This is a genomic window from Aquibium sp. ELW1220, assembly GCF_030398385.1.
Lineage (GTDB): Bacteria > Pseudomonadota > Alphaproteobacteria > Rhizobiales > Rhizobiaceae > Aquibium.
In genome coordinates, this window is the sequence record NZ_JAOAOQ010000078.1 from 1 (window position 1) to 11454 (window position 11454).

The 11454-nt window shown below is 66.3% G+C and carries 12 protein-coding genes; 8 read left to right on the plus strand and 4 right to left on the minus strand.

Annotation, left to right across the window (positions count from 1 at the left end; translation table 11 throughout):
* Nucleotides 1–169 precede the first annotated feature (169 nt).
* Nucleotides 170–574 carry an alanine racemase C-terminal domain-containing protein gene (locus N1F91_RS30220; RefSeq protein WP_289997609.1) on the plus strand — a complete coding sequence of 135 codons (405 nt, stop codon included), beginning with the start codon at nt 170–172 and terminating at the stop codon, nt 572–574.
* Nucleotides 575–899: 325 nt separating this feature from the next.
* Here the strand turns inward: N1F91_RS30220 and N1F91_RS30225 are convergent, their stop codons facing one another.
* The 4 genes from N1F91_RS30225 to N1F91_RS30240 all read right to left on the minus strand — a co-directional run bounded on the left by N1F91_RS30225 (nt 900) and on the right by N1F91_RS30240 (nt 4550).
* On the minus strand, nt 900–1442 hold the full coding sequence (locus tag N1F91_RS30225) for a nucleoside-diphosphate kinase (RefSeq protein WP_289997610.1): 543 nt from the start codon (nt 1440–1442) through the stop codon (nt 900–902).
* 146 nt (nt 1443–1588) lie between these two features.
* The gene (gene rnk / locus N1F91_RS30230; RefSeq protein WP_289997613.1) at nt 1589–2032 is read right to left on the minus strand and encodes a nucleoside diphosphate kinase regulator; all 444 of its coding nucleotides are present in this window, start codon (nt 2030–2032) and stop codon (nt 1589–1591) included.
* Nucleotides 2033–2303: 271 nt separating this feature from the next.
* Complete coding sequence (locus N1F91_RS30235; protein WP_289997614.1) at nt 2304–2831, minus strand: hypothetical protein; 528 nt, start codon at nt 2829–2831, stop codon at nt 2304–2306.
* A 60-nt stretch (nt 2832–2891) separates the two neighbouring features.
* Complete coding sequence (locus tag N1F91_RS30240) at nt 2892–4550, minus strand: Na/Pi cotransporter family protein (protein WP_289997615.1); 1659 nt, start codon at nt 4548–4550, stop codon at nt 2892–2894.
* Between the two features lie 278 nt (nt 4551–4828).
* Here N1F91_RS30240 and dnaG point away from each other — a divergent pair, with 278 nt between their 5' ends.
* The 7 genes from dnaG to N1F91_RS30275 form a co-directional block, all read left to right on the plus strand.
* Nucleotides 4829–6760 (plus strand): DNA primase, encoded by a 1932-nt coding sequence (dnaG, locus tag N1F91_RS30245; protein ID WP_289997616.1) that lies wholly within the window; start codon nt 4829–4831, stop codon nt 6758–6760.
* Between the two features lie 298 nt (nt 6761–7058).
* Nucleotides 7059–9077 (plus strand): RNA polymerase sigma factor RpoD, encoded by a 2019-nt coding sequence (gene rpoD, locus N1F91_RS30250; RefSeq protein WP_289997618.1) that lies wholly within the window; start codon nt 7059–7061, stop codon nt 9075–9077.
* A 104-nt stretch (nt 9078–9181) separates the two neighbouring features.
* A complete protein-coding gene (locus tag N1F91_RS30255) occupies nt 9182–9442 on the plus strand; it encodes a DUF4160 domain-containing protein (protein WP_289997619.1) in 261 nt (86 codons plus the stop codon).
* Nucleotides 9397–9726, plus strand: coding sequence for a DUF2442 domain-containing protein (locus tag N1F91_RS30260; RefSeq protein ID WP_289997620.1), 330 nt, complete (start codon nt 9397–9399; stop codon nt 9724–9726). Before N1F91_RS30255 ends, N1F91_RS30260 begins: the two co-directional genes overlap by 46 nt.
* A 187-nt stretch (nt 9727–9913) precedes the next feature.
* Entirely contained in the window at nt 9914–10288 is a 375-nt protein-coding gene (locus N1F91_RS30265) for a hypothetical protein (RefSeq protein ID WP_289997622.1), read from the plus strand.
* Between the two features lie 122 nt (nt 10289–10410).
* Nucleotides 10411–11010, plus strand: coding sequence for a Uma2 family endonuclease (locus N1F91_RS30270; protein ID WP_289997623.1), 600 nt, complete (start codon nt 10411–10413; stop codon nt 11008–11010).
* A gap of 111 nt (nt 11011–11121) precedes the next feature.
* The coding region (locus N1F91_RS30275; RefSeq protein WP_289997625.1) for a hypothetical protein at nt 11122–11454 on the plus strand (333 nt) is incomplete at its 3' end.

Consider the following 11454-nt stretch of genomic DNA (forward strand, 5'->3'; position numbering starts at 1 on the left):
GACGTCTGTATTCTTCGTCATGGCGTGATCTCCTTGGCGGTGTCAGCCGCCGGTTGGGTGGGTTTCGTTCACCCGGAGATTACGCCACCTTCAAATTTCCACCACCTTCGCGACACGACCGGGCGCCGCGCTCTACGGTATCAATCCGACTCCGTGGACTTCGAACCCCATGCGGCAGACGGTGGGCCTGCGCGCGAGAGTTATACAGACACGGAAGGTGAGGGCCGGGACCGCGGTCGGGTATGGGCACAGAGCGATGGTCGACAGGGAAACGACCCTCGCGACCATCTCCCTGGGCTATGCCGACGGCTGGCCTCGGAACGCTGGCGCTGCTGCATTCTATCGGGGGCAGCCGGTGCCGTTCGTGGGCCGGGTGTCCATGGACAGCATTGTGCTCGACATGACCGGGTGCACGAACTTGCCGCTCGAAGGTGATTTCGTCGACCTCCTCTGCTCTGGTCAGAACGTGGACGACATCGCCTGCGCGGCCGGGACCATAGGATATGAGATACTCAGCCGCCTCGGACGGCGCTTTCACCGGAACTACGTAGGTCCCGACGGAGCAGGGCAATGACGACATGTCGCCGCACGAGTGTCCGGCCTCGGCGCCCATGCTTCCGCATGGCGGCATGAGAAGATCGGCGGCCTCGATGAACCAACGGAGGACGGCATGACAACCGGGTCGCAGTGCCGGGCGGCAAGATCGCTTGTCGAGATCACCTGCGGGAAGCTCGGTATCCGCTCCGGCATCGATAAAGCCACGCCAATGTGGACAAGGGCGGGGAAGGTCAGGAACGTACCTCCGCCCGCCACCGTGTTCAGCAGGCATGCGAGGAAGCCGCAACGGCCAGCAGCAGATACGTGGTCGTCATGTGCTTTTCGAGTTCACGATACTGCCGTCATGCAGCCGAGGGGCCGGGATCGTCGACCCCGTCCGGGGAGGTGGTGGTAAGCCGCGCCCGATCGTAGAAAGCGCCGCGGATCAACCTCAGCGAAGGTTTGCCGGGAGCTTGTCCCACCTCGTGTCTCTCCAGGGATTCCCTTTCACGTCTCGCGGCTTCCGGCTGATATTGGACCTTCTCGAGCAGGATCCGTTCCTCGACGCCGTCGCTACTGGTGAGAACGAAATGCTCACCCTCAGCGAGGCCGAGAAGCGCCAGCCCGCGCAAGGTGGTGACGGGCAGGAACATGCCGACCATGGACGTCGTCCTGTCGTGCGAGATGATCCGCGTGTCGGGGTCGCGACCGTTCACGCTGAAAGTGACGCGGCTGCTCATGGTAGCGACATCATCCGGAACCTCGTCGCGGAACATGACGATGGCGGATTCGATCTTTCGCTTGAGGATCGGTGCCATTGGGTCGCCCTGGCCGAGGCAGCGGTCGCGCATGACCTCGACGATCGTGAAGTCCTTCGTGGTGAGGATGCAGGTCTCTTTCGACATCGTAGTTCTCCATTGCTCCGCTTGGGAGCGGTAAGTCGGGACGAGGTGGAGAACCCCTGTGCCGCATGCATGCGGCACAGGGGGCTACGATCCTGCGATGAGGCATCCTCCGTAAAGCGAGAGGCGGCTGAGGGGCATCGACATGGTCATGCGGTCCGGAGCTCGGGCTGCGGCCGTGACAACCGTTCGACATCGTTCTGTTCGACGTGCTCAACGGTCAGCCTGTGGACGCGGCCGTCGCGCGACGTCCAGTCGATCGACTGCGAGGCGGATAGGCCGATCAGGGCTGCACCGATGGGCGTCAGGACCGAGACCTTTCCCATGGCGATGTCAGCTTCCCCAGGGAACACCAGCGTGACGGTCCGGTCCTCGCCCGCGTCAGTGGTGAACCGCAGCGTCGAGCCCATGCGGACGACGTTGGACGCAATCCGCCTGTCCTCCACCACGCGAGCGCGGTCGAGTTCGGCGAGGAGATTCTCGGACAAGTCCGGATCTCTGACAGCCCGGGAATCGGCAAGGCGCGACAGCCTCTCATGGTCGGAACGCGTCATCGTGATGGCAGGCTTGCGCCCGCCCGTGGTGGTGGCCATTCTCAAAACTCTTCCGAGATATCGACCGCCGACGCGACAACGGGCGCCAACGGCTGAAGGACTGTCTGTGTGGATTGGTATGTCGCCGTTCCTGCAGTGCCGCTTGTAGCAGCGCGTGTAGGCCTATGCCCCGCGGCCGGGGCGCGACGCGACCGAGCCGGGGGTTAGATGCCCGCGATGGGGAACGCCCGTTCAAGCGGGAGGGTACAGCGATCAGTCGACATGCGACAGAACGTGGGACACCCCGGAGTCAAAGTCAAGGAGGATCGGCCTAGCGGCCGTCACGTTTGGCCTGGGCGACAGCGCCAGCCTTGCGTTGACGCCCAAGTTCCATCGGCCGCACCAGACCCTGCCTGCGATCACTGGCATTCTTCCGCATCCCGTGATGTGCGGTGCGTGCGTTGAACCCGGCGCCTGGCGCATCATCCTTTCCGGCCTTCTTGAGAGCCAGCGCATTGCGAGCGTTTTCTGCCAGCGACACCTTGGTTGCCAGTTGCCGGCGACGTTCGCTTTCGGCGTTGAGACGGCGCACAGCCATGGCCAGGACGTCGAGCTTCATCCGGGAACCATCGTCGGCCCTCGACGGAGCCGCTCCCTTCGGCGCACCCTTGCCGCGCATCTCTCGGCGGCGCCGGCTTGCTTCGGTCTGGGCCTTGTCGCGACGCGCGCGAACGAGCTTGACGAGTTCGCTGAGGTCCTTGTCGGATAGATCCTGCACCATCGGGTGATGCGACTTCTCGACCAACTCGCGTTCGTCGGCGGCAAGCGCCCTTGCTTCGTCCTTGCGTGTGATGGCCATACGTTCTTCTCCGTTGCGGTTTTCGACGCCCTCAACGAAGCGGGCGACTTGCGGGTTCCGTCAGCCGGTCCTGAGACGCGAGCCCCGCAGCAATCCCTGTTCCTCCAGAACCGGATAGGCGATCGACGCCAGCAGCGAATTGATCTGCTTGAGGTCGCGGATGGTGTCGAGGTGGATTGCGCTCGTCTCCATGCTCTTGACCGTCCCGTCGCGCAGGCGTGCGAAGTGGCTGCTGCTCGAACGCTTCTCCATGTCGCGCAGGCGGTCCTTCTCTTCCACGATCTGGCGCGCGGTCGCGGCGTCGCGGGTGACCAGCAGGTTGAAGGCCAGGCGCGCGTTGGACGCGACCGCCGCATGGAAGCTCGACAATTCGCGCCAGCCCTCGTCGGTGAAGTCGAGCCCCCGATCGTGCTTGCGCCGCACATGGACGAGGAGGTTGCGGACGACGATGTCGCCCACCTGTTCGAGCTTGACGCAGGCACCGACGAGTTCCTGGCAGCGCAGCGCCTCCTTCTCCGACAGCGGGCGCGCCGACATCCGGGCGAGATAGAGCTTGATCGCGGCGTGGCTGCGGTCGACGCGATCGTCGAGCGCGGCGAGCGACTTCATCGAGTCCTCGTCTGCGTCGACATACAGTTCTCCGATCCGCTTCAGCATGATCTCGACGGTCTCGCAGACGCGCATGACCTCGCGGGTGGCGTTGGCGAGTGCCTGGGACGGCTTGTCGAGCGCTGCTTCCGACAGGGCGGTCAGTTCAGGCACCTCGAGCGCCCCCGCCGCAGGCCGTCCGCCCGTCACGAGGCGCGAGGCGAGGGCGTGGATGGGGCCGGCGAGGGGCAGGCCGGCCAATGCCAGCGCTGCGTTGAACAGGATGTGGGCGTGGATCAGCTGCGCCGGGGCCGTGGCGCCCAGGGCGTCGATCGGCGGAGCAAGGACGACGACCCCGACGAGCGCCACGACGGCGCCGCAGCCGCGCAGGAGGAGATTGCCGACCGGCACCACGCGTGAGGCGGGCGGGGCTGCGCGCGACAGCAGCGCGGCGATGACCGAGCCGCCGAGATTGGCGCCCAGCACCAGCACCAGCCCGAGTTCGGGAGGGACTATCCCGCGCGCCGCCAGCGCTGCCACGAGGAGAACCGCGGCGACGGAAGAGTGGAACAGCCAGGTGACGATCGCGGCGATGAGGAAGGCGCTGACTGGATCGACGGCGAGATAGCCGATCACGACCGGCAGCAAGGTGCTTTCCCGCAGCGGCTCGGAGGCCTCGCCGATCATGCGCAGCGACAGGATGAGGAGGCCGACGCCGATGAGGATGCGCCCCGCCTGGCGCCACTTCCGGGATTCGGTGGCTAGGAACATCGTGGTTCCGCCGACGAGGCAGACCGGGACCAGGACGAACAGATCGAGGGAGAGCAGCCTGACGACCAGTGCCGAGCCGAGATCGGCGCCGAAGACGGCCACCAGCCCCGATGTGCCGGAGACGATGCCGGTGCCCGCAAAGGAACCGATCAGCAGGCTGACGGCGGTTGCGCTCTGCATCATCACGGCCAGAACGGCGCCGGCGACGAGGGCGACGATCCGGCGGCGCAGCAGCGCGCGCAGCCTCAGCCGCAGCACGTCGCCATAGGCGCGCTCCACGCCGGTCCGAACCATTCGCGTCGCCCACAGCAGCAGCGCCACGGCGCCCGCCAGATGGAGAAGCACGAGGGAGCCGCTCATGGCCGCAGTGTCGAGCGTGCGGCCGCGACAGGCCTGCAAGGGAGGATCATGATGCTCCGAACCGCCGGAATCGGCAAACGTTCCAAGGGAAAGAGATTAGCCAGATAATCAGTCGGGAGGTGGCGCGAGGGCGTGCGCGGGACCGACGCATCACGTCGCTTCCGGACGACGCGGCGCGGTCCGCGCCCTGTCGGGCTGTGGAAAGCGGGCAGTGGCGACGATTGGTGTCGTCTGGCGCGGATCGAGCGACTATGGTGGAGACGAGAGAACCAGACCCCATGCGATTTGCGCCCACCTTCCTCGACGAAATCCGCGATCGAGTGCCGATCTCGTCGATCATCGGCACGCGCGTGTCGTGGGACAAGCGCAAGACCAACATGTCGCGCGGCGACTACTGGGCCTGCTGCCCGTTCCACGGCGAAAAGAGCCCGAGCTTCCACTGCGAGGACAAGAAGGGGCGCTACCACTGTTTCGGCTGCGGTGCCTCGGGCGATCACTTCAAGTTCCTGACCGAGCTCGACGGCCTGACCTTTCCCGAGGCCGTGGAGCGGGTCGCCGAACTGGCCGGCGTGCCCATGCCCGCGCGCGACGTGGAAATGGAGCGGCGCGAGCAGCAGCGGGCAAGCCTGCACGACGTCATGGAGATGGCGACGCAGTTCTTCCAAGACCAGCTCCAGGCGGCGGGCGGCGCAAAGGCGCGGGCCTATCTGCGCGAGCGCGGGCTGTCGTCGACGACCCAGCAGGCATTCCGGCTGGGCTACGCTCCGGAAGGCCGCAACGCGCTGAAGGAGTTCCTGGCGGCCAAGGGGGTGGCGAAGGACCAGATCGAAGCCTGCGGCCTGGTGCGGCACGGCGACGACATACCTGTTTCCTACGACTGGTTCCGCGACCGGGTCATGTTCCCGATCGAGGATTCGCGCGGCCGCGTCATCGCCTTCGGCGGACGGGCGCTGTCGCCCGACGTGCCGGCCAAGTACATGAATTCGCCCGACACCGAGCTCTTCCACAAGGGCGAGGTGCTCTACAATTTCGCCCGCGCCCGCAAGGGGCAGGGCAAGGACGGCGCGGTGATCGCCGTCGAGGGCTACATGGACGTGATCGCGCTGGCTCAGGCGGGCTTTGCCAACGTCGTCGCGCCGCTCGGGACGGCGCTGACCGAGGCGCAGCTCGAACTCCTGTGGCGCATGGCGCCGGAGCCGGTGCTGTGCTTCGACGGCGACAAGGCCGGACTGAAGGCCGCGTGGCGGGCAGCCGACCTCGCGCTGCCCTCGATCCAGCCCGGCCGCACGGTGCGTTTCGCGATGCTGCCGGAAGGGCAGGACCCCGACGACCTCGTGAAGGCGGGCGGGCCCGAGGCCTTCCGCAGCGTGCTCGCCGAGACGCGGGCCCTGGCCGAGATGGTCTGGCTGCGCGAGACGCAGGGCACCGTCTTCGAGACCCCGGAGCGGCGGGCGGAACTGGAGAAGTCGCTGCGCGAGGCGACGAACCGTATCCGCGACGAGAACGTCCGCCGCCACTACCAGCAGGACATGCGCGAGCGCGTGCAGGCCTTCTTCGGCACGAGCAGGCCGAAGCGCAACTGGCAGCCGGGCGAACGCGGCGGGGAGCGAAGCAACGAGGGCTGGGGACGCGGCCAGCGGCCCTCGGGCCGCCTCGCCGTCTCCGACAGCCTCGCCCGTTCGGCGCTGGTGCGCACGTCCGCCGCCATCATGCCGGTGCGCGCGGCGGTGCTGATGGTTGCGCTGGTGAACCATCCGCCGCTGATCGACGAGTTCTTCGACCAGGTGGAGCGGCTGGATCTCGGCCATGCCGACCTTCAGCGGCTGCATGGCGGATTGCTGGACGCCGTGGCCCACGACGAGGCGGGCGACCGCGACGCGATCGTCGCCTGCCTGGCGCGAGCGGGCCTCGGCGCCGTCTGGGAAGCGGCCGTGGCGCTGGTACGGCGCACGCGGCAATGGCCGTCCCTGGAGGAGGCGGCGCTCGACGACGCCCGCGATGCCTTCTCGCAAGCCATGCACTTGCACCAGAGCGCCGGCTTTCTACATAAGGAACTCAGGGCGGCTGAAGCCGCGCTTGCCTTGGAGCCGACGGAGGAGAACTATCGGCAGCTGCTTGCGATCCAGACCCAGTTTCGCGACGTCCAGGCGACCGAAGCGCTGATCGAAGGCTTCGGCGTCTCCTCGGGCAGGACGGGCGGCAAGGGGTGAGCGCGATCGTCGGAGCGACCTTTTTTCGACCGAATCGTATGCCAACGGCTTGACCTTGCGGAGAATAGGCGGAATCAGGGCGGTTCGGATTCGTTAATGAGCGTCGTGTCTTGCGCAATCGGCGGGGAGGCCGGCGGCGCTCGGCGAGCATTCGCATGCAGGCGCGCCGCCATCGCGCCAAGGTTAATGATGCATTCACGTGATGCCGATAGTCGCTGAGGCGAGCGACACGGCCTCATCCGGTGCTGCGGACGGTTCGCCAGGACCGCCTCGCCGGACATGTTGGAGACAGGAAAGCATGACGACTAAAGAAAAAGAAGAGGTCGAGACGGAGCGCGAAGGCGCAGTCGACGGCCCGCTTCTCGACCTTTCCGATGATGCCGTCAAGAAGATGATCAAGCTCGCCAAGAAGCGCGGCTATGTCACCATGGACGAACTCAACGCCGTCCTGCCCTCGGAGGAAGTGACTTCCGAGCAGATCGAGGACACCATGTCGATGCTGTCCGACATGGGCATCAACGTCGTCGAGGACGACGAGACCGGCGAGGAGCCCGAGGCGGACCAGGCGGCGGACGCCGAGGAAGAGTCCAACGAGATCGCCGAGCAGCAGGGCACGGCCGTGGCCGCCGTCGCCAAGAAGGAGCCGACCGACCGCACCGATGACCCGGTGCGCATGTACCTGCGCGAGATGGGCTCGGTGGAGCTCCTTTCGCGCGAGGGCGAAATCGCCATCGCCAAGCGAATCGAGGCCGGCCGCGAGACGATGATCGCGGGGCTCTGCGAGAGCCCGCTGACCTTCCAGGCGATCATCATCTGGCGCGACGAGCTCAACGAAGCGCGCATCCTGCTGCGCGAGATCATCGACCTCGAGGCCACCTACGCCGGACCCGAGGCCAAGCAGGCGCCGGTGGTGGAGCGCGTCGACGAGGACGATAAGCCCAAGGTCGAGGAGAACCGTGGTCGCCGCGGCCGCGAGGACGACGACGTCACCAACGTTGGCGCCGACACGCGCGGCGAGGAGGACGACGAGGAAGACGACGAGGCCAACCTGTCGCTCGCCGCGATGGAGGCCGAGCTGCGGCCGCAGGTGATGGAGACGCTCGACTTCATCGCCGGAACCTACAAGAAGCTGCGCAAGCTGCAGGACCAGCAGGTCGAGGCGCGGCTTGCCGCGGCCGGCGCGCTGTCGTCCAGCCAGGAACGCTCCTACAAGAAGCTCAAGGACGAGCTAATCACGGCGGTGAAGTCGCTGTCGCTCAACCAGAACCGCATCGAGGCGCTGGTCGAGCAGCTCTACGACATCAACAAGCGGCTGGTGCAGAACGAGGGCCGCCTGCTGCGGCTGGCCGAGAGCTACGGCGTGCGCCGCGACGATTTCCTGCAGCACTACCAGGGCAGCGAGCTCGATCCGAACTGGATGAAGTCGATCGCCAATCTCGGCAGCCGCGGCTGGAAGGAGTTTGCGCGCAACGAGGGCACCACGATCGGCGCCCTGCGCAGCGAGATCCAGAACCTGGCGCAGGAGACGGCGATCTCGATCCTCGAGTTCCGCAAGATCGTCAATCAGGTGCAGAAGGGCGAGCGCGAGGCAGCCATCGCCAAGAAGGAGATGGTGGAGGCCAATCTGCGCCTCGTCATCTCCATCGCCAAGAAGTACACCAACCGCGGCCTGCAGTTCCTCGACCTGATCCAGGAAGGCAATATCGGCCTGATGAAGGCGGTCGACAAATTCGAGTATCGCCGCGGCTACAAGTTCTCCACCTATGCGACGTGGTGGATCCGGCAGGCGATCACCCGCTCGATCGCCGACCAGGCCCGCACGATCCGCATCCCGGTCCACATGATCGAGACCATCAACAAGATCGTGCGGACCTCGCGCCAGATGCTGCACGAGATCGGCCGCGAGCCGACCCCGGAAGAACTGGCCGAGAAGCTCGCCATGCCGCTGGAGAAGGTGCGCAAGGTGCTGAAGATCGCCAAGGAGCCGATCAGCCTCGAAACGCCGGTCGGCGACGAGGAGGATTCGCATCTCGGCGATTTCATCGAGGACAAGAACGCGATCCTGCCGATCGACGCGGCGATCCAGGCCAATCTGCGCGAGACGACGACGCGCGTGCTGGCCTCGCTCACCCCGCGCGAGGAACGCGTGCTGCGCATGCGCTTCGGCATCGGCATGAACACCGACCACACGCTGGAGGAAGTCGGCCAGCAGTTTTCGGTGACGCGCGAGCGCATCCGCCAGATCGAGGCCAAGGCACTGCGCAAGCTCAAGCATCCGAGCCGCTCGCGCAAGCTCCGGAGCTTCCTCGACAGCTGAGGACACGCTCTCTGGACGAAACATCAGGACCCGGCGGCGACGCCGGGTTCTTTCGTTTCCAGATTGTGGTATTCGCAGTGACGTGGGTGGAGCCGGAGCAACGGATGCCGACGATTTCGGTCTTCTATTGCATCGTGATACAGATGTTCTGGAACGATCATGCGCCCCCGCATTTTCATGCATTGTATGGCAGGTATGAAGCGATCGTGGAAATCGAGACACTGCGCGTGACGCGTGGGAGCCTGCCTCGAACAGCAATGGCTTTGGTGTTTGGATGGGCGGAGGACCACCGCCCCGAGTTGATGGAGAACTGGAAGCGATGTCGCTCGCATCAGATGCCGATCAGGATCGCACCGCTGACCTGAAACAGGATATCGAACCCGTGGCGCCATGGCGTGTGGTATCCGCAATCGCTGTCGGCGAGACCGACATCGCGGTCCGCTTCGTTGATGGCCTTGAAGGCATCGTCCACATGCGCGACTTGATCTGGTCCGACCGTGCGGGGGTTTTTGCCACCTTGCGGGATCCGGGCGTCTTCAGACAGGTTCGTCTGGAACTCGGAGCGGTGACGTGGCCGGGCGAGATCGATCTGGCACCCGATGCCATGCATGACGAGATCGAACGCCGCGGACGTTGGACGCCGGGTTGAATTGGTCGTTCACGTCGCGACCACCGTTCACACACCCCTGCCGACATTCGTGCCATCAGCGCATTTCCCAACGCCAGATGAACGAGCCCTTCGGCTCCGGTTCAGGCTCGCCGGACTATCCTTCGCTCAATGGATCGGGACAGGCCCGGTCGGCCGGCCCCCCGGCAGAACGCGAAGGAAAAGAACAATGACCTCCCTCCTCAAGACCGCTCTCGTCGCCCTCTCGCTCGCCGCCGCCGGCCTCGGCGCTTCTGCCACCACCGCATCGGCCAGCGACCTCCGCTTCGGCATCGTCATCGGCGGCGGCGGCTATCACGGCGGCGGTTCCGGCTGGAATGGCGGCCACCATGGCGGCCCCGGCTGGCACGGCGGCCCGCGCTATGGCCGCGGCGTCTGCGCACCCGGCCACGCGCTCCAGAAGGCCCGCGGCATGGGCATCCGCCACGCCCGCATCGTCGACGTGAACCACCGGGTCGTGCGCGTCGACGGCCGCGACCGCGGCGGCCATGTGCGCGCTGTGTTCGCCAACGATCGCGGCTGCCCGGTCGTGCAGGTTCGCTGATCCCCGCAGGGGTGGGCGCTGACGGGTGTTGCCCGCAGCGTCCGCCTCTCTACAGACAGGCTCGGAAACCCGGCGGCGACTCCGGGTTTTTTGCGATTCGCGGTTGTGCTATGCTGGCCGGCATGAACGAGCGCTTCATTCCCGTCGCGACATCCGAGTTGCGCACCACGCAGGCGGCCGAGGGGCTGCGCCGGCGCGCCTTCACGGTCGCCGAGATCGAGGCCATGGTCGAGGCCGGCATCATCGCGGAGAATGAACGCTTCGAGCTGATCGGCGGGGAGGTGGTGCCGATGTCGGCAAAAGGCCTGCGCCACGAGCGCCTGAAGACATGGGTTGTGCGACAACTGGCGAAGCAGCTACCCGACACGATCGGCTTCACCCCCGAGACGACGTTCCGCCTGTCGCCCGATACCTTCCTCGAACCCGACTTCGTCCTCTACGACACCGCCGTCGGGCTCGAAGGGCTCAACGGCGCGACCTGCCTGCTGGCGATCGAGATCGCCGACACCAGCCTCGACTACGACAAGGGCCGCAAGGCGCTGATCTTTGCCGGCTTCGGCATCGCCGAACTCTGGGTCATCGACGCCGTCACCCGCCTCACTACCGTCCATCGCGAGCCGAGCCCGATCGGCTACCGCCGCGTCGCCGACGTCCGACCGGACGACGCGCTGACGGCGCTGAAGGTGGCGGGGCTGGAGCTGCGGCTGGCGGCGTACGCGTAGGCGCGTCGCGCATGGTTGTCCGAACCGGGAACCGGTCTCCTTCGGTTGCAATTCCGCTTGATCCGCACTCGGGAGCCTGCGAGCTTGTCAGCGGGGCGAAAGGGGGCGGGAATGCCAGAGCAGGAGATCACGTCAGCGGAGGATCTGCAAAAGTGGCTGGCTGACAAGCCGACCGACTGGGCGCAGGCGATCGCGGTGCGTGCGGCGCTGCGCGTGCTCCCGCTGCCCTTCCCGTTGTTCGACGACCGTGGGCGAAATCCGGGGACAACCGACTTTCGCGTCATCATTCTGCAAACATTCCGTGCGACTTCCATTTCATGGGCCGCGCGCAAATATCCGGCCCATGAAATGAGCGCCGACGCCGCCGCCGCCGCCGCCTACGCCGCCGACGCCGCCGCCGCCCGCGCCGCCTACGCCGCCGCCGACGCCGCCTACGCCGCCGCC

What these genes read in the sequence shown, in the direction of transcription:
- N1F91_RS30240 (WP_289997615.1), bottom strand. Translation starts at nt 4,550, where the DNA reads ATGAGCGGCTCCCTCGTGCTTCTCCATCTGGCGGGCGCCGTGGCGCTG.
- N1F91_RS30265 (WP_289997622.1), top strand. Translation starts at nt 9,914, where the DNA reads ATGACCTCCCTCCTCAAGACCGCTCTCGTCGCCCTCTCGCTCGCCGCC.
- N1F91_RS30260 (WP_289997620.1), top strand. Translation starts at nt 9,397, where the DNA reads ATGTCGCTCGCATCAGATGCCGATCAGGATCGCACCGCTGACCTGAAA.
- N1F91_RS30270 (WP_289997623.1), top strand. Translation starts at nt 10,411, where the DNA reads ATGAACGAGCGCTTCATTCCCGTCGCGACATCCGAGTTGCGCACCACG.
- N1F91_RS30225 (WP_289997610.1), bottom strand. Translation starts at nt 1,442, where the DNA reads ATGTCGAAAGAGACCTGCATCCTCACCACGAAGGACTTCACGATCGTC.
- N1F91_RS30220 (WP_289997609.1), top strand. Translation starts at nt 170, where the DNA reads ATGCGGCAGACGGTGGGCCTGCGCGCGAGAGTTATACAGACACGGAAG.
- dnaG (WP_289997616.1), top strand. Translation starts at nt 4,829, where the DNA reads ATGCGATTTGCGCCCACCTTCCTCGACGAAATCCGCGATCGAGTGCCG.
- N1F91_RS30255 (WP_289997619.1), top strand. Translation starts at nt 9,182, where the DNA reads ATGCCGACGATTTCGGTCTTCTATTGCATCGTGATACAGATGTTCTGG.
- rnk (WP_289997613.1), bottom strand. Translation starts at nt 2,032, where the DNA reads ATGGCCACCACCACGGGCGGGCGCAAGCCTGCCATCACGATGACGCGT.
- N1F91_RS30235 (WP_289997614.1), bottom strand. Translation starts at nt 2,831, where the DNA reads ATGGCCATCACACGCAAGGACGAAGCAAGGGCGCTTGCCGCCGACGAA.
- rpoD (WP_289997618.1), top strand. Translation starts at nt 7,059, where the DNA reads ATGACGACTAAAGAAAAAGAAGAGGTCGAGACGGAGCGCGAAGGCGCA.